Here is a 17,977-nt window from a genome sequence, read left to right as displayed (position 1 = left end):
ACGACCATCTCGGGGACGCTGAGGTCATAGATTGCCTGGACGAACAAGTCAGGTGTCTCGGTCACCACTGACTCGAAGACCGGTGGGAGCGTCGTCACCGCCCGTTCGCGCTGGCTGGTGCGTATGGAATCACGGAGTTGGCCCGGCGGGACGGTAAACCGACGCTGGGTTCCCGTTCGATCGGTGAAGACGTCGCCCCGGTCGTCGGCCTCGACTGTGTCGTACCAGACCCAGTTGAGGCGACGCTCGCCCGGTGTTGTACTGCCGTCCGGTCCCGGAATGAAATAGGCGAGAATGAGTTGGTCTGCCCCCTGGTAGAAGGTGAATGCGTCATCGAATTCGTCACAGACGTCACTCGGAACTGCAGCTTCTGGGATGACACCACGCCATGCAACGTAGTCAGCAAACGACGGTGTTACATCCGGGAACAATTGCTTTCGAGTGTTGGATTGCCCTCCCTCGGCCGTGATAACGACATCACCACTCCGTTCGCTGCCATCGTCGAACGTGGCCGTTGCCGTCTCGGGTGTGACGTTGACCACTTCCTCGCCCATATGGTAGTCCGCATCAGGAAATGCTTCCCGAAGCTGCCGATAGAGGGAATCCCACGAGGTGAACACCATCGATTCGGACATCGACCGTTCGATATCGCCAGACCGGGTGAGATACCGACGTTCACTCGAACTCGTCGTGACCGTCTCGGGTGAAACAGTCGTATGGTGGGAGAGAAACTGGCGAATGTTCTGCTGGGCAACGATACCGCCCCCGCGGCTTCGAAGCTCCCCAGTCGACCGCTCAAAAATCGTCGGCCTGTGGCCCGCATCGGCTAGGGCAATGCCGGTCGCGAGCCCGCCCATCGACCCACCGGAAATGAGCACCTCGAGTTCGGACGGTGACTGGCCAGCGCGTTCATGTGACACATATCTCCTTGGTGGGCCGACGGTGAAAGACCACGGGCTTGCTATTCGCTAATAGCTCTACCGCTACTTCGCAGAGGACTACTTGCGGGGTTACCCCCGCCAGAGCGGCTACTCGATGGTCGGTATAGCCAGCTAGCTTAGCCAAGCGGTATAGCTACGGTCACAGTGGCCGAGACACGTCCATCGACCGGGCCTAACCCTCAAATCGCCCTCGCGACGGCGCTGTCAACCATCTCGACCGTGGCGTGGATGGTGCGGTGACACAGCGCTTAGAACTGCTCAAGGAGCGCCGCCGATGTCTTAACCAACATGACAGACCTCCGACCCCGATATGTTGGTTAACAGCATCGAAGCTCTTGCCCCCACCGCACGTAACCCCGCTTATCACTCACAACACTCCGAACGGCACCCACGAGCGGCGGCTGTGGTGTGCCCACTGCCAGCTGAGCGTGGCACCGTCGATGGACGACGACCCCACGTGTCCGGCCCCTGGTGATGAGTTCTGAAACCGAAAATCAGTCGCTTCTGAGAGTCAGGTAGCGTCCGACTCTTTCACTCGCGCTGGTAGTAGACGACACCCGCAATCAGGATGACGAGTCCACCCACCACAGCCAGTGGCACCAGCGACAGTGAAGACGACTCGGTCGAAGTCGTGTCAGTTGTCGAATCTGTGGGCGTACCCGTCACTGACGGCGACTGCGTAGCGGTCCCCTCGGAAGTCTCCGTTGCCGTGGGCGACTCCATAGGCGTTGGCGTCGGCGTCTCAGTGTCAGGTGTCGGGGTTGGCGTCGCCGTCGGTGTGGCGGTTGGGGTCGACACAGACCCCGAATCGTCATCATCGTCGCCACCGCCGCTGAAGCCGCCACCATCGTTGCTGGAGCCGCCACCACTCGAACTGTCGTCGTCGGTCTCCGTAGGTGTGGGTTTAGCCTCGCCCTCGACGGTGAGTTCCCCACTGGTCGTCCCACTCACGTTGTAGGCCGATCCGGATTCGTTGCCCACCGCGGCAACAGTGAGATCGAGCGGACTCGTCCCACCAGACTCACCAGCCAGCGTCACCGTCGCCACGGTGACCGATCCCGTATCAGCAGTGTCCATTCCCGTCGCTGCGATGCGCGTGCTGTCATTGTCGGCGGTCGTCCGGACAGTCGACGGGTCGCCCGCGACGCTCACATCCGTGATATCCGCGACCGACGCGTCAGCAACGGTAAGTTCCAGATCGATCGAGCCGACGCCGTCATCGGCCGACTCGACGACGATATCGACGGTCGTCGTCTCCCCAGCCGTAATAGTCGTCGACTCGGGCTGGACGACCACTGTTGTCGTCCCAGCTCCCAGCACGAGTCCTGCTGTGATTGCGATAACGACTGCTGTCCCTACGCCAATAACCGGTGAACTCCCCCAGTCCATGATAGGATAAATACATATCTATAAGGTTTAAATACTTTGACTTGATTCGTGGATACAACTGCGGAAACTGCTGTGAGGGCCTTCGATGACAGGAACTCAGCGTCAGAAACTACAGGCCGTTTTCGGGGCATTGTTACTGATTACTGTCGGCCCGGTTTCGGGGCTGAGTGCCGGTGGCGGGGCGCTGCTGGGCCAGGCCGGCAACGCCGGCAATCAGTCGCTGGGCGCTGGTAACCAACCCACCGCAGGCGGCGCCGGGAATCAGCCCACCGGGGGCCTCTCCCAGATTTCGTGGAACGAGACAACGGAGCCAAACGCTAGCCAGCTCGGGGAGTTAGGGAATCGATCTGAGCCGACCCAGCCGTATGCAGTCGTCACCGATCAACCGACCGATCCAAACGACGACGGCTTGTACGAGGACGTCAACGGCGACGGACAGGTCAACGTCGTCGACGCCGACGCGTTGCGCCGACATCTCGACACGACCGCTGTCGGTGCCAACTGGAGTGCCTACGATTTCACCGGAGACAACCGCACCGACGTGGGAGACGTGCAGTGGTTGTTCAATCAGACGCGCGATATATCGGTCTCGGACAGCGACGGTGACGGGCTCCCAGATAGCTACGAGCGGAACGTCACGAATACCGACCCGAAAAGCGCTGACAGTGACGACGACGGGGTTATCGACGGGGCCGAAGACTGGGACGGCGACAATCTCACAGCCTACACGGAGTATCGAGTCGGGACCGATCCACGGGCGGTTGATACGGACGGTGACGGCCTCAACGACACGTTCGAACTCAGGCGACCAGGTCTGGATCCGACACAGAAGGATACAGACGACGACGGCATTCCCGACCCCCAGGACGACGCTGATGGAGACAACCTCTCTGTCGTCAACGAGACGAGATACAACACGACGATTGGCCTCGAAGATACCGACAGAGACGGACTGGATGACGGTGCCGAAGTCAACAAATACGGAACAGATCCGACGGACCCGGATACCGATGACGACGGTATCCCCGACGGAAAGGAGGTACGGCTCGGGACCGACCCGACCGAACCGGACGTAACCAGTGAGGACGGCACCTACGAGTTCACTGAGACCGACAACGAATCCGGCGTCTCCGTTACGGTCCGGACAGCACCAGAAAACGCCAGTCAAACGACGGTAGAGCCGGTCGAGCCGAACGTCACTCAGGAGTTCCGCGAGTCTTCGATGGTGCGGATCGAAGAGGGCGATGCCTTCCAGAACGCGACCGTCACGGTCCCGTTCGATGCGAGCGGCGCGACCAACGCCAGTAACTACGCTGTCTACACGTGGGAGGCCGGGAGCAACGAGACCTGGCAGCGCGTGAACAGCAGTGTCGACCTCACGAACGGGACCGCTACGGCGACCGTCGACTCGTTCTCGTATTTCTCCGTTTTCAACGTCACCAACTGGGAAGACACGGTTAATACCGACCGGACCCTCGATGACGAGAACGAAAACGAGTCGGCAGACGAGGTCACGCCGGTCGATCTGACCTTCATTATCGACGAGAGCGGCAGTATGTCCGGCTCGAAGATTCAGAGCGCGAAGTATGCGGCAAAACGATTCAACAACGTGTTGCTCTCCGGTGATACCGCCGCAGTCGTCGGGTTTGACTACTCTGCTACTATTTATCAGGGACTGACCTCCGACCGAGCAAAAGTCAACGAGAGTATCGAACGACTAAACGCTCATGGCGGGACTGATACAGGAGATGGTATCCGAAAAGCTATCCAGGTGTTCGAAGACGGAAACGATTCGGATAGCATCAAAGAAGCAATACTGCTTGCGGATGGAAAAACAGGCAGGGGCCCCGACCCTGTCGAAGAGGCCCAACGGGCAGCAGAGCAGAACATCACCATCAACACGGTCGGAATCGGTGACGACGTCGACACGTCCGAACTCCGTTCGATAGCTGATGTGACCGGCGGAGACTACTACGAGACCGATAACGCGGCCGACCTGCCCCAAGTGTTCGGCCGCATCGGGGACACCGTCGATAACGAAAGCCGGCTGAACGACTCCGACGGTGATGGGATTCCGGATGCAGTCGAAGAGGCCGACGGGCTCACGATGCCTGCCGGCCCCAATGCCGGCCAACCGATCGATTTAGACCCACATTCGGCAGACACCGACGATGACGGGTTGAGCGACGGCGAAGAAATCTCGATTAACTACGATATCGTCAACACTTCCTCGGGGACGACGGTCGACATCACGGCCACTGCGGTCCGGTCGAACCCATCCAGAGCCGACACGGACGGGGACGGCCTGACCGACCTAGAGGAGCGACGCGAGTGGACGATCAGCGTCCTCGATAGCCACGACGACGCCAAGAGCTTCGCCGAGGCCGCCGACAAAGAAAACGAGAACGAGAACCAGTACATCACCAACAAAACCGTCTCCTCGAGTCCGCTCGTCAGCGATACCGACGCCGACGGGCTCAACGATACCAGGGAAATTCTCCTCGGCACTGACCCCGGAGACCCCGACATCGACAACGACGGCCAGGACGACGGCGAGGAAGTTGCTCACGGATACGACCCGACGCTGTTCGACATCAGGCCGCCGACAGTCGACATCAGCGCCGCTGGCTACGGGTCCCGAACGCCGGATATGAGCACGATCGACCCACGAAAAGAGGGTGAGCCGCTCAACTTCTACTACGTTCGTGGCATTGCCGACGACCAGAGTGGTGTCGCCTCCTCGACGATAATCATCGACGGCGAAGAGTTCAGTAACGGCGGCGACCCACGCTTTTTCGACCGGGAGATAGACGCCGGTGTGCTGGGCGGTATCGAAGAAGGACTGACGGTCACAAAGATTCGGGTTCGAGCGAGCGACGAACACGGCAACGAGCGTCTCGTGCTGGCTTCGAGCCGGTCGAACGGTATCGTCGAAGCCGTCAAGCAGGGCGGCGGGCTGGACGGGCTCTCTCACGAGAAGGTCTTCGTCCTCGGGACGACAACAGGTATCAGTAGCGGGACCGGCCAGCTCGTCGGGACCGTCGATAGCGTCGTCAACAGCCCCGTCCAGACCTACCAGAGCGTCTCCAATCTCTCGCGGTACGAGAGCCTGGTCAAAAACGCCGATGACATCCCCGGGCTGCTCAAGGAGTCGTATCAGCGACAGCAACAGACGGCAAATCCCTACTATCGAAACGGCGAAATCGTCGACGAAGGCCGATATAAAGACTTCAGGCGGGGCTACTACGCCGGATTAATCGTCTTCGAGGTCGCCGCCTCGGCCGCCGGGAGCTCCGCTGCGGCCAAAGCCAAAAATATCAAACAGGTACAGAAAGCCGCCAGCGCGGCCAAGGCGACGCGAGCCTACAAATTCTACCGCGCGGCCCGGAAGAAGGCCATCAGCGCACCGGCCAGCCGCGTCAGCTCGAAGATTACCCGCAGCGTGACCAGACGCGTCGACTTCGACAGCCCCGTCGTCCGCAAGACCATGGCCGGCACCAGAACCGTCGGCCGCTCCGTGCGGACGGCTAGGTATATCGCCGACACGCCCAACCGCGTCCTGCGTGGCCTGAACGAACGCGGGCAGAGACGACTCCGGGCGTACTATCGCGGGATTCGTGGGAAAGACGGTGAGACCGACCTGGATAGACTCTCAGGCGATAGCCAGACCAATTTCAAGAACGCACTGGAAGATGTCGATGGCAGCGGGCAGACGGCCGCCCAGTTACAGCGACAGCTCGACTCAGCGGAGTTCAACGACGTATTCAGCGATGACGTCCCCGACGACACGCGCAACTCCTTGCTGCGGGCCCAGCGGAACGGCGATGTCTCGGCCGACGATATCGGCACCGTCTCAAACCGGTACAAGCAACTCGATGACACCCAGCGCCAGCGGCTCGATACCCTCATCGAAAACAGGGGGCCCGAACATGCCAAGTTCGCTGGCGACCTCGACCCCGAGACCCTCCAGAAGTGGCTGACCCCAGAGTGTGCCGTCGGCGGTGGCAGTACGCTCGCAGTTGGTGCCGGTGCCGCCAGCGGGTCGTCCGCGCTCGGAGTAACTGCGTGTACCTACGACGCTGAATTCGCGGATACCGTCGTCGAATCACTCGACGACACCGACATCGACCGTGACGAGTTCGTCAGGCGGTACGAGAACGATATCGGTGACAAGGCGACCTTCCGGGAAGCAACGAAAGATCTAGACGCCGCCGACCGGCAAGAGCTGCTCCGTATCACGACCGATGTCGATCGGGAGTACGCCTCGAACATCGGCAGCGGCGTCGCCGAGATGCGCTCGTCGGATGCCGGCAGTCTAGAGGACTTCTTCGCGTTCGACGCCGGGAAGTCGGCACAGGTTCGAGCAACAGTACTGCAAGCCGTGGGCGATAGCGACTTCGACGCTGTCACCCCAGATCGTGCATATCAGTTCTCGGACGACGTGCAGGCTCTCTCGTCGAACCCGGATGTCGAAGGTACCAGCAAGGTCATCAACGAGGACCTTACGTCGAGCAATGGCTACGTCAACGGCAACGACAACAACGTCAAGGGAGCCATGTACGAAATGCGCGTCGCGAACGGGAAACTGGTCGACAAACTCGATGGTGATGCGACTCTTAAACTCAGTTATGAACCCGACATCGACTTCGATTCACTCAGTAGCGAACAGATATCCGACATTTCGGACGAAACCGGTATTGCCGAGTCGGATATTGAAGAGTCGCTCGGTTACGGTTCCAGCACGGATAAAAATCCAGAATTCGACGGGTTCGCTATCGAAAGCGAGAACGAAATGATCTACTACGAAGCGAAGTCAGGAGATGTCAGCACCAACGACATACAGAAAAAGCTCGCGTTCCTGAAGGGGTACGAACGCCTCAACACCGACGTTGACTCATCACAGTTGCGGTTGAATAGCTTGGAGCCACGATCCAGCAGCAAGGTCACGGGAACAGTTTGGGACTATCTAAACAACAAAAACTTCGGAAACGCAGAACAGTTTGACTGGAGTAGAGGTACATGACCGACGAACTGGAGGTCGCATTCGTTATCGATTCGCCTGCGCCGCCGTCGCTGGAGACGCTCGCCAGCTTCGGTGAGGACACTGACGAGTACGAAACGACCACGACACCCTTCGAAGCAATCAATCTGCGCGATAAAAGCGACCGTCACAGTTTATTGACGACGCTGGAAGTACACGACACCGACGACGATTGGTTCACCTTGCCGTCGCTTCCAGCCGTGACCTTGGAGTTGTCTTACGCCGGTATCCCGGACGACGAGCTGGTAGCCCACGTTGAACGGTTTCTCGATCATGTCACCTTCGTCTACGCAAATATGGAAGACTGTCGATTCGCTTACGCATTAGACGGGGAACATAAGAGTAATATCGACAGTGACGCCGGACCGGGAGTGCCTATCACCGCTGACTCGCTGGCGGCAAATCGTATCGAAACGGTGAGTTGGCTGATGCTGTTCTCACCGCCGATGGTCGCCGAGTACGGCCGTGAGTGGCTTCTTAACGCTCCTGCCTGGAAAACACGCGAACTAGACGACGGAGCCGTCATGCTCGTTGCCTCTCCAGACCCGACCGACTGGGAGGAGTTCCGGGCCGCACGGGCAGAACTGGACGAGTACTTCAGTCGGTCGACGTAGCTCGTCGCCCAACCGCGTCCTCCGTGACCTGAACAAACGCGGGCAGAAACGACTGCGGGCGTACTATCGCGGGATTCGTGGGAAAAACGGGGAGACTGACCTCGAAGTGATGACCGACGGCGGGCAGGAGACGTTCAAAGAGACCCTCGAAAACAGAGATATCCCCAACGCCGGTGCACAAGCCGCTGAGTTACAGTGACGCCTCGACACCGACGAGTTCCAGGCGGTGTACGACGCCGACCTGCCCGACGACACGCGCAACTCCTTGCTGCGGGCCCAGCGGGACGGCGATGTCGGAGCAGAGGATATCGGCTCCGTCTCGAAGCGCTACAAGCAACTTGACGACGCTGAAGCCGACCAGCTGGACGGGCTGATTCAGCGACAGGGCGACGACGGCATGGAGTTCGCTGCGGAACTTGACGGAGATACCCTCTCTGACCTGCTCTCCTGTGGTTCGAGAACCGTCGGCGGGGCCGCCGTCTACGCCACCAGCGCTGGCGCTGGTGTGTCCCAGTCCAGCGGCTGTACACTGGACACTGACTTCCTCGACGCCGTCGCGGACGTGAACGGCAAGGCCGACGATTTCGACGCGCAGGCGTTTGCCCGGCGGTACAACAAACTCGAGGGAGACAACGAACGACGGTTCCGTGAGCTGGCGAAAAACGACGACTACGGTGAATCCTGGATGCGAGCGGTTGATGGTGAAGGAATCGAGTCATCTCAAATCCGGGCCGGTTTGACCCGGACTTCAGATGTTCAGGAATTTGGCGAGGTCAAAGAATTTAGTACCGGACGACAAATCAATTCTGAAGAATATCCTTCTGACTGGGAGCCAGTACACAAAAAGGACTCTATCGTCACGGAGTATACACTTACAGAAGACATATCCTTCCAGAGGGTCTATACCAGTCAAGGTAACAAGGCAGCAGGACGGTTCCTCCCCCGGAATAGACAAGATATTGATAACTTGACTCCCGAACAGATTCAAGCAAAATATGCTATTCCTGGTGACCCCCCGGATCGCGTCGCCATTGCGCAGATACCTAAGGAAACAACAATGCGAACAGGGAGTGCTGCACCAAACAACTTTGGCAGTGGTGGGGGAACACAGTATACACTTCCACGAAGTGAGGTACCACCAAATCAATTCAACAGTAATTGGTTCGACGAGTCAGATGATCTTACGAAGAAGTTAAACGAGAATTAGGATGAAAATAAGCACGCATAAAAACCAGATGGAGATTGGTGACACTACTGTCGAATTCGCCAATGATATACACGAGTGCGCTAAGACGGCAGAATTAGCTATCGTTAACCTTGATATCGATGGAACAGATTACGAATATATCACCCGGAACGTTGTAGCCGTCGACAACGAAGGTAAAATTCAATGGCGAATTCCGGAGTGCCCAGACGTGACTGGTAATGGGCATGACTCATATCTAGGGCTATCTCTCTCGAATGGAGAACTATGGGTAAATAATCTCAATGGGATGCGATACCGCGTGGATCCAGAGACTGGAGAAATTATAGATAAACAGTTTACAAAATAGCCGGCTCCGTCTATGCTATTGGTGGGTCTTGAGGCAAATCGAAGATAACGCCAGTCGTTCAATAGGGCTGATAGGGATCCGGTGCTATTCCTTTAGAAAGCTACTAGTTTATCATAATATCTGATAGCGTCTTTTTTTGACTGAGGACGAGAGCGGTCTAAGCACAGCGGCTTCCAAATATTTAGAAGGCGACCCCGACGTCACGGCCGAGGATATCGGTACCGTCTCCAAACGGAATAAACAACTCGATGACCCCGAAGCCGACCAGCTGGACGAGCTGATTCAGCGCCAGGGCAAGGACGGGCTTCGGCTGGCTGAAGAGGTAGATGGAGACACGCTATCAAAGGCGCTCAGGTCAGACTGTGTGAGCCCAAGCATCGCCGCTCCGCCCGTCTATGAGACACTGGTCTTGGGCACTGCCACGACGATTCCAGCGGCTCTGAGGTCCTGTTCAAGTTTCCGTGCGCTGGACTCGTCGACGTCAACAGACTCCACTCGTCGATTGTCCTGGTCTCGTGCAATCTGGCAACGCTCAAACTGGTCGTAGTCGGGTCGTGGTTCGTCCATGGTTCTCCGCACCACGCTGGAGCACACAAATTCAGCACATGCAGTACGTCAGTTTGGGCTGTAAAATATTGGCCTTTCAGTAGAGTTCCCTGATTGAAGCAATGAGTGGGAACACACCTATCTAATCGCTGAGGATAGACAGCTAGCTACATGAATGAGGTGATACGAGCCTGCGCACCTTGCTCAGGGTCCGGGACGAGATCGTACCGCTCCAGCATGGATTCGGACCCCTCTTGATCGTATTTGAGCCCTTCAAACACGAGTTCCGGTGAGACCTCAAGCGTGTGGATATACGAGCGACCGCCTGCTCGCCCGAGATTGCGCTCATCACGTTCGAGTAGTCCATAGAGTCGAATAGAGTCGAGGAAGTCGTTGACGCGGCGCTTGGAGCGAGGTTCGTAGCCACAGACATTGCAGATGTTCTCGTAGACGTTGTAGATATTCTTGGCTCGTGGCGATGACTCCTCATCGATATTGAGGAAGGTCGTGGCTAACAGAGTCAATTTCATCTGCGACGTGAGTTGGTCGCGAACGATTGTGAGGACTCGCTGTTCCTCAACACGGCTCCCAGCCTCCTCTACGTGTTCCTCAGTGACCTTCGGCGCATCCTGTTTTCTGGCTACGTTCCCGGCGGTTTCGAGCAAATCAAGCGCCTCGCGAGCGTCGCCCTGTTCCTGGGCTGCCCGGGCAGCACAGAGCTGTATGACGCCGTCATCGACCGTCCCCTCTCGAAACACCAGGTCGGCATAATGATCGAGGATTTCTGTCAACTCAGTCGCATCGTACGGCGAAAAGAAAATCTCGTACTCGCACAGTGTACTCTTGACTCGGGGGTCTAACGAGTCTTTGAACATGTGATTGTTCGATATACCGATGACGCCGACACGGGTCTCTTCCAGGGACCCCATCTTTCTGGCCCGTGGGAATTCATACAGGAGCTTGTCGTTGTCGGCACCGAGCATATCGATCTCGTCAAGGACGACAACAGCATCTCCTTCGAGCTGGTCGAGTTCATCATATAACGTCGACCAGAGGAATCCTTTCGTTGGCCCCTGTTCAGGAACTTGGTCGTCCGGAGGGCGAATCTGGTTGATGAGCGAAATGAGGACATTGAAGATCGAATCGTCTTTGTTACAGTTGACTTCGAGAATCGTCAGCGGGATATCGTGCTGATCAGTCTCCTCACGGAGGAAGTCTGTCATCTTCTTTGTCACGACCGTTTTCCCGTTGCCCGTCTGTCCGTAGATGAAGACGTTGTTCGGACCGAAGCCTTCGATGATATCCTGGAGAGCCTCGGAGTAGCGACTGATTTCTTCGTCCCGACATAGAATCGTCTCCGGGGTATAGCCCTCATCGAGCGGGCGTTTATCGGCAAATATCTTCCCTGGCTCGTCGAACGGCGAATCCATCTTGCATATGACCTCAACTGCCTGGTACATAACTCTTGCTTCGAGTGTTTCGAGTGTTTCTTCTGTTCCCGTGGATACAGCCGGGTTAGAGCCCCCCATTTCGAGTGTAAAACTCCTATAGAAGTTCCAGAAGCCTAATTTACGCCTATACTAAAGTCGTGTTGAAATGACAACTCCACCCCACCTCCTGATTTCGAGTGTTCCGTGATCTGGTATTGAGTGGACTCACAGGCCCCCCATTTCGAGTGTAAAAATCCTGTAGAAGTCCCAAAACCCTAATTTACGCCCATTCCAAAGCCGTGTTGAAATGACACCTTCAACCAATCCCACTGATTTTGAGTGTTCTGTGCTCTGCTTGAGTGAACTCACATACCCCCCATTTCGAGTGTAAAAATCCTGCAGAAGTCCTAAAACCCTAATTTACGCCTATTCTAAAGTCGTGTTGAAATGACACTATCATCCCATCCCCTGATTTCGAGTGTTCCGTGATCTGGTATTGAGTGAAACCCAACACGGAATTGAGTGAACCCACACACCCCCCATTTCGAGTGTTCTTTCGATCCGGAGGGTGTGGATGGAATTCGGAGTTGAACAAATAGAAGAGATGGTCAACAGAAGGCCGTTACCAGTAGTCTAGTGAGATATGTAGAATAGACAACGGTATTTCCACACCAGCTGAGTTATCGCGTTATTTATAACGTTTTCGTCTAGCTAGTGTTAGTAGTAGTAGTAGGACCTGCTACTGCTAGAAAAACACTCGAAACAGGGTGTGGTACAGACTCCCTTTATATAGAAACAGCGGGGATTGGTTCTACTCCCCTCTGTACGTCATCTCACCAATTAACACTCGAAACGGGGGGTGTGTGTGCTGCAATCTTCACCGACTACGCTGGATCAACTGGAGTGACGTATTCGCTCTTGACCTTCTCGCCTCCCGCCACTGGAGGAAATGATACTCCCGTCGTTGATCGTCTTCGTCGTCCCCTTCGATGCAGATATCCCAGCCTTCTCTCGAGGCGTTTCGACCTCGTCCTGCCACTCTTCGTCACGTTGTGTCGATTTTTCCAGCTCCACAACCAGCGTCTCCACATATTCGATGGCGTTCTGCCGATACTGTTCTATAGCTAACCGACGAGACCGTCGTCCACTCTGAGTACCTCGCCGTGGACGTACGATGCTCGATCGCTCGCCAGAAACAGGATTGCTTCGGCGATATCCGCAGGGGACGCCGGTTCACCCGAGGCCGTTTCTTCGGCCACGATCTCTTCTTGCGTCTCAGAGAGGTGATCTGAGTACAGATCCGTCCGCGTGTACCCGGGCGCGACAGCGTTGACACGGATGGACTTGTCACCGAGTTCACTCGCGATCGAGCGCGTGAACCCGACGATAGCCGCTTTGCTCGCTGCGTAGTTAGACTGTCCCGCCCAGCCCTGCTGTGCGGCAACAGAGGCGACATTGACGATAGCGCCACCGTCCCCTCTGAGCATCTGGCGGGCGACCGAGCGCGTGCAGTTGAACGTCCCGGTGACGTTCGTCCGTAGTACCTGTTCCCACTCATCCGGATCCATCCGGATGAGAAGGTTGTTGGACATGATACCGGCGTTGTTTACCAGTACTGTCGGCTGGCCGTACTCGCTGGCGATCTCTCCGATTGCGTCACTGACAGCCTCGTAATCGCCGACATCGAACTGCCAGGTATCGACGTCGTCATGGTCGGCGATATCGGCCAACGCGGCCTCGGTATCTGTGGCAGCCTCCTCGTCGCTGTAGTACGTTGCAATAACCGTCGCCTGTCGCTCGGCGAACGCCTCGGCTGTCGCTCGCCCGATGCCGCGTGTGCCGCCGGTGACGATGACCACTTCGTCGGACATCGACGTCACGCGCCGAACACCTCCGCCGCATCTGCTGGAGACTCCAGTGGTATCGTCTCGGCCTCCGGACAGAGCCGCTCGATGAACCCCGTAAGCGTCCCGGCTGGCGGCATCTCGATGTACCGTTCGACCCCGGCACCAGCGAGTGTCTCGACGACTGCACACCAGTCGACGGTTCCGACGACCTGCGAACCAAGCTCCTGGACGACCTGTGTGTCTCCGTGGTAGACGTCACCGGAGACGTCAGAAACGACCGGAATATCGGCTCTCTCAAACGACGTCTCCGCTAATTTCTCGGTGAAGGCTGTCGCAGCCGTCTCCATCTGGCCCGAGTGGAAGGCGGCACCCACGTCGAGTGTTGTGAACCGTGCCCGAGTCTCGTCGTCGATACGGTCACGGACCTGTGAAACTGCCGGTTCCGGACCGGAGACGACAGTTTGACTGTCAGTGTTCCGGGCGGCGACGTTTGCGCCCTCGACTCGGTCACAGGCCTGTTCGACGGCCGTAGTGTCCCGACAGAGCACTGCCATCATCTCGCCTTCGGCACCCTGCTCAGCAGCCTGCTGCATCTGCCGGCCCCGCTCTCTTACGAGGCCGACCCCGGTCTCCGGGTCGAGACCGCCGGCAGCCGTCAGGGCGCTGAAGTGGCCCAGGCTGTGTCCGGCGACGTAGTCAGGCACGATTCCGTGCCGATCAGCCAGCCCAGCGAACGTGGCGACGCCAGTCGTGTAGACACACGGCTGTGTGTTCTCTGTCTTCGTGAGGACTGTGTGGTCCCCGTCGAAACAGAGCTCCCTCACGTCGATATCGACAGCTGCCGAGAGTGTGTCGAACCACTCGCGTGTGGCCGGCCATGCGTCGTAGAAGGCCTGTCCCATCTCGGGCTGTTGGCTCCCCTGACCGGGAAACAGAACAGCAGTTGTCGGAGCGTCTTCGTTCAGTTCGTTTATCCAACCGTCGGAGTGGATAGTCTCAAGCATCGGTCTTGAATCCGAATGCGGTTACTTCCGCCCCAGCCGTGTCTGAGTTACGGTCGTGACTCAGGCTGACGCTAACACTCGTTCGATCCGGTGCTACTGACTTGGCACGCAACGAATCCGCCAGTGTTGTAGCTGCTGTATCGTCGAGCTGTAACTCCGGCCCCTCTCCGGTCCGTTCGACGGCGACTGCGTCGAAGCGCGGCATCTCTTCGGGCGCCGGAATCATCTTCCGGAACGCCTCTTTGGCCGCCCAGCGAGCGGCGTAGTGTTCGGCAGGGACACGAGTTTGCTCACAGTAGTCGCGTTCGTTTGCAGTGAAAACCCGTCTCGTGAACGAGGTCCCAAATTCGTCCCGAAGGTCCCGCAATCGGTCGATGGAGACGATATCCAGCCCGCTACTGACGAACGGTGTGGGATACTGACCCTCGTTCATCTGGCGGCACCGAAGACGACCACGCCATTCGTTCCGCCGAATCCAGCTGCGATGTTCAGAGCCACGTCGACAGTGGCAGACCTGGTTTCGTCCACGACAGGGACATCACAGTCCGGATCTGGGGACTCGTAGTTCGCTGTCGGCGGGATCGTTTGCTCTTGGAGTGTCTTGACGGTGAAGACGCTCTCTATTGCACCACTCGCACCCAGAGTGTGTCCGGTGAGGCCTTTGGTTCCTGTTACTGGGGGAACCGAATCGAATATCTGATTCAGCGCCGTCGCCTCGTGTTCGTCACCTCGTGGGGTACTAGTCGCGTGGGCATTGACGTGATCGACTGCCGTCGGAGCGACAGCAGCATCAGTCAGTCCCCGCTCGATGCAGCGGATGAGGCCGTCTGCATCCTCCGGTGGTCGTGTTGGATGCATGCTGTCCGCACTCCGGGCGGTTCCCTCGACGGTCGCGATAGGTTCCACACCACGTTCGAGAGCGTGTTCACGGGACTCGAGAACGAGGGCGGCTCCACCCTCGCCGATGACGAAACCGTCCCTGTCAACATCGAAGGGGCGACTCGCGCGCTCGGGTTCGTCGTTCCGTGTGCTGAGCGCGCGCATGGCGTCGAACCCACGGACGCCGTAGGGGCTCAGTATCGACTCGGCCCCGCCTGAAATCATCACGTCGGCCCGCCCGCTCTCTATCTCCCGCATCGCATCGCCCACCGCATGGGCTCCGGCTGCACAGGCCGTGGAAGCGGCTCGATTGGGGCCAGCCGCATCGAAGAGGATACTTATTTGGCTCGACGTGAGGTTCGAGAGGTACGTGAGGGTGAACTTCGATGAGGGACGTTGACCGACGGTGTCCTCAATTTCGGGGAGACCGCCAATAGACGTCGCGACGCTTGTCCCGACGCGTTCGGCTTCCCAGCCGGGGTCGTTCGGGTCGAAACCGGCATCCGCAATGGCCTCGCCGGCAGCCGTGATCCCGAGTTCAGCGTACCGGCCGACCTTATCCGATCCGATAGGCGTTTCCTCGGGAAGTGTCGCCTCGCAGGCGATTTTGGACCGGCAGTCCGCCTCGTCCGGATCGAACCGGGTTATCGGTCCAGCACCGCTCTTTCCGGCCAGCAGTGCGTCCCAACTATCGTCGGCCGTAGCACCAATTGGCGTTACAGCACCCAGACCCGTTACGACGACATCCCGCCTCACCTCTCAGTTCTCCTCCACTGACTTGACGAAGGACTTGAGATCACCGACAGTTTCCATCTCCTCGAGCTCCTCATCCGAGATGTACACGTCCAGATTTTCGTCTATGGCTTCGGCGATCTCGACGATATCGAGCGATTCTGCGTCCAGAACGTCTCCAGTAATCGGTGTATCGTCCTCAAATTCGGACTCCTCAACGTGCAGGCGGTTTGAAATAATCGATGCCACCCTGTCTTCTTCTGTTGTGGAAGACATATGACATTCAATACCAAATTTAAACTTAAAGTTTATGGAATTAACTAAAATTCCATGTCACCTGGCCGCTACGCTGGGGCGGCTTCAGTCATAATGGATATAAAGTGAATTTTAAATTTTATATAATGTCAACAGATAAGTGCGGTGATGCGTGCGATTCGAGTCCAGGACCACGGCTCTCCGGACGTTCTGGAACTGGTCGAAACGGAGGAACCGATACCAGGTGAGGGAGAAGTGTGTATCGAGGTCGCTGCTGCCGGACTGAACTTCGCTGACATCGAAAAGCGGCGTGGTCGGTACCCCGACGGTCCAGACCCACCCTACACGCCGGGTATCGAAGTCAGCGGTCGCGTCGTCGAGGCGGGACCAGAAACGTCCATCGAGACGGGCGAGACGGTAGCGGCATTCGTCGACGGCGGGGGCTACGCAGAGCAGGTACTAGCTCCCGAAGAGACAGTCTTCGAGATACCAGACGGTATGTCGACGCCAGTCGCCGCCGGGATACCCGTCCAGTTTCTCACCGCCCACAATGCGCTCATCGAGTGGGGCGGGTTGGAAGCCGGTGAGACCGTGCTCGTCAACGCCGCTGCGGGTGGTGTCGGTACGGCGGCGGTCCAGATCGCATCGAGCCATCCCGATGTGACTGTTGTCGGAACAGCAAGCACGGCGGAGAAACGAGAGCTGGCTGCCTCGCTCGGCGCCGATGCAACCATAGACTACACCGAGGCCGATGTCGTTTCACGACTGGCGACTATCACGGATGAGGAGGGTGTCGATCTCGTCCTCGATGGAGTGGGTGGCAAAGCGTTCTACGAAGCCCTGGACGGGCTCGCACCTGCGGGACGAGTTGTCTCCTACGGGATGGCCAGTGGCGATATTCCGTCCGTCTCGCTCCCTCGATTACTGTTCGAGAACAAGTCAGTACTCGGGTACCATCTTGGCCATGCGCTCCGGACACAGCCCGACCGGGTCAAAGCTGGCATCCCGAAACTCAACTCGCTTTTCAACTCGGGTGAGGTGTCGGTCCACGTCGGCGACCGATACTCGCTTTCGGACGCGGGTTCGGCCCACAAAGCCCTCCAGACCCGCGAAAGTACAGGCAAACTCCTGCTGATTCCCTAATCTTCCCCGAGGGATGCCAGGACCCGAGTTCTTCCACAGCGAACGGTTGACCTACAGACTCGTAGAGGAGGAGGACTACGAATTCGTTCAGTCGAACTGGAATAGCCCCCACGTCTGGCGACGGATGCCAATCGCTGAGCCGCTATCACAGGCCGAGCTTGCTCAGTGGATCGAGTCTGACGAGACACTCCACCTGCTTGTCTGCACGAAAGAGGAGCCGATGACTCCGCGTGGTCTCGTCTACCTGTTCGATATCGAACCCCGGAACGGCCACGCCGAGCTGGGCTACTGGCTCGTCCCGGACGCACAGGGACAGGGGTACGCCACCGAGGCCGTCGAATCATGTCTCCAGTTTGCCTTTGCTGACCAGCGACTACACAAAGTCATCGCCAGAATCCTGGCGGACAACGGTCCCTCCCGAAGGGTCATAGAACCGTTCGGCTTCCAGGAAGAGGGCCGTCTGCGGGAATACCACTACTCGGATGGCGAGTTCAAAGACCTGCTCATCTACAGTATTCTCGCCACGGAGTGGGACGAAAACAGTCAGTGATATTATCCCGTAGAAAATTTTAATTTATCAGAATGATAGTATCATACTATAAT

The 17,977-nt window shown here is 57.7% G+C and carries 15 protein-coding genes; 6 read left to right on the top strand and 9 right to left on the bottom strand.

All coding sequences use genetic code 11. The annotated features are described in order from the left end of the window. Both EGD98_RS20680 and EGD98_RS20675 read right to left on the bottom strand, forming a co-directional pair. Positions 1-920 (bottom strand): FAD binding domain-containing protein (locus EGD98_RS20680; RefSeq protein ID WP_328763431.1); only part of this gene is annotated, 920 nt, incomplete at its 3' end. A gap of 552 nt (positions 921-1,472) precedes the next feature. Continuing rightward, on the bottom strand, positions 1,473-2,330 hold the full coding sequence (locus EGD98_RS20675; protein WP_236039712.1) for a hypothetical protein: 858 nt from the start codon (positions 2,328-2,330) through the stop codon (positions 1,473-1,475). 85 nt (positions 2,331-2,415) lie between these two features. Here EGD98_RS20675 and EGD98_RS20955 point away from each other — a divergent pair, with 85 nt between their 5' ends. The 4 genes from EGD98_RS20955 (at position 2,416) to EGD98_RS20645 (ending at position 9,538) form a co-directional block, all read left to right on the top strand. Next, a complete protein-coding gene (locus tag EGD98_RS20955) occupies positions 2,416-7,353 on the top strand; it encodes a vWA domain-containing protein (RefSeq protein ID WP_236039711.1) in 4,938 nt (1,645 codons plus the stop codon). Beyond that, positions 7,350-7,985, top strand: a complete 636-nt coding sequence (locus EGD98_RS20950) for a hypothetical protein (protein ID WP_236039710.1) — start codon at positions 7,350-7,352, stop codon at positions 7,983-7,985. Before EGD98_RS20955 ends, EGD98_RS20950 begins: the two co-directional genes overlap by 4 nt. Positions 7,986-8,211: 226 nt before the next feature. After that, entirely contained in the window at positions 8,212-9,192 is a 981-nt protein-coding gene (locus EGD98_RS20650) for a hypothetical protein (protein ID WP_220590250.1), read from the top strand. Position 9,193: 1 nt separating this feature from the next. Beyond that, positions 9,194-9,538 (top strand): DUF7957 family protein, encoded by a 345-nt coding sequence (locus EGD98_RS20645; protein ID WP_220590249.1) that lies wholly within the window; start codon positions 9,194-9,196, stop codon positions 9,536-9,538. 393 nt (positions 9,539-9,931) lie between these two features. On the opposite strand, the gene EGD98_RS21420 is transcribed toward EGD98_RS20645, so the two are convergent. The 7 genes from EGD98_RS21420 to EGD98_RS20615 form a co-directional block, all read right to left on the bottom strand. Further along, positions 9,932-10,105: a DUF8069 family protein gene (locus tag EGD98_RS21420; protein WP_483867035.1), complete on the bottom strand. Its 174-nt coding sequence runs from the start codon at positions 10,103-10,105 to the stop codon at positions 9,932-9,934. Positions 10,106-10,251: 146 nt separating this feature from the next. Beyond that, positions 10,252-11,514 carry a Cdc6/Cdc18 family protein gene (locus tag EGD98_RS20640; protein ID WP_220590248.1) on the bottom strand — a complete coding sequence of 421 codons (1,263 nt, stop codon included), beginning with the start codon at positions 11,512-11,514 and terminating at the stop codon, positions 10,252-10,254. A 1,124-nt stretch (positions 11,515-12,638) separates the two neighbouring features. Further along, complete coding sequence (locus tag EGD98_RS20635) at positions 12,639-13,385, bottom strand: SDR family NAD(P)-dependent oxidoreductase (protein WP_220590247.1); 747 nt, start codon at positions 13,383-13,385, stop codon at positions 12,639-12,641. A gap of 5 nt (positions 13,386-13,390) precedes the next feature. Continuing rightward, positions 13,391-14,365, bottom strand: coding sequence for an ACP S-malonyltransferase (locus tag EGD98_RS20630; protein ID WP_220590246.1), 975 nt, complete (start codon positions 14,363-14,365; stop codon positions 13,391-13,393). After that, positions 14,358-14,798, bottom strand: coding sequence for a holo-ACP synthase (locus EGD98_RS20625; protein WP_220590245.1), 441 nt, complete (start codon positions 14,796-14,798; stop codon positions 14,358-14,360). Before EGD98_RS20625 ends, EGD98_RS20630 begins: the two co-directional genes overlap by 8 nt. Beyond that, entirely contained in the window at positions 14,795-16,000 is a 1,206-nt protein-coding gene (locus tag EGD98_RS20620; RefSeq protein ID WP_220590244.1) for a beta-ketoacyl-[acyl-carrier-protein] synthase family protein, read from the bottom strand. Before EGD98_RS20620 ends, EGD98_RS20625 begins: the two co-directional genes overlap by 4 nt. Positions 16,001-16,003: 3 nt before the next feature. Continuing rightward, positions 16,004-16,252 (bottom strand): acyl carrier protein, encoded by a 249-nt coding sequence (locus EGD98_RS20615; RefSeq protein WP_220590243.1) that lies wholly within the window; start codon positions 16,250-16,252, stop codon positions 16,004-16,006. 147 nt (positions 16,253-16,399) lie between these two features. On the opposite strand from EGD98_RS20615, the gene EGD98_RS20610 reads away from it, so the two are divergent. Beyond that, complete coding sequence (locus EGD98_RS20610; protein WP_220590242.1) at positions 16,400-17,374, top strand: NADPH:quinone oxidoreductase family protein; 975 nt, start codon at positions 16,400-16,402, stop codon at positions 17,372-17,374. Positions 17,375-17,387: 13 nt separating this feature from the next. After that, positions 17,388-17,924 (top strand): GNAT family N-acetyltransferase, encoded by a 537-nt coding sequence (locus EGD98_RS20605; protein WP_220590241.1) that lies wholly within the window; start codon positions 17,388-17,390, stop codon positions 17,922-17,924. Positions 17,925-17,977 lie beyond the last annotated feature (53 nt).

The organism is Haloarcula salinisoli (genome assembly GCF_019599405.1).
Lineage (GTDB): Archaea > Halobacteriota > Halobacteria > Halobacteriales > Haloarculaceae > Haloarcula > Haloarcula salinisoli.
Note: the sequence above shows the minus strand (reverse complement) of the source record. Positions and strands in the feature narration are given on the sequence as shown.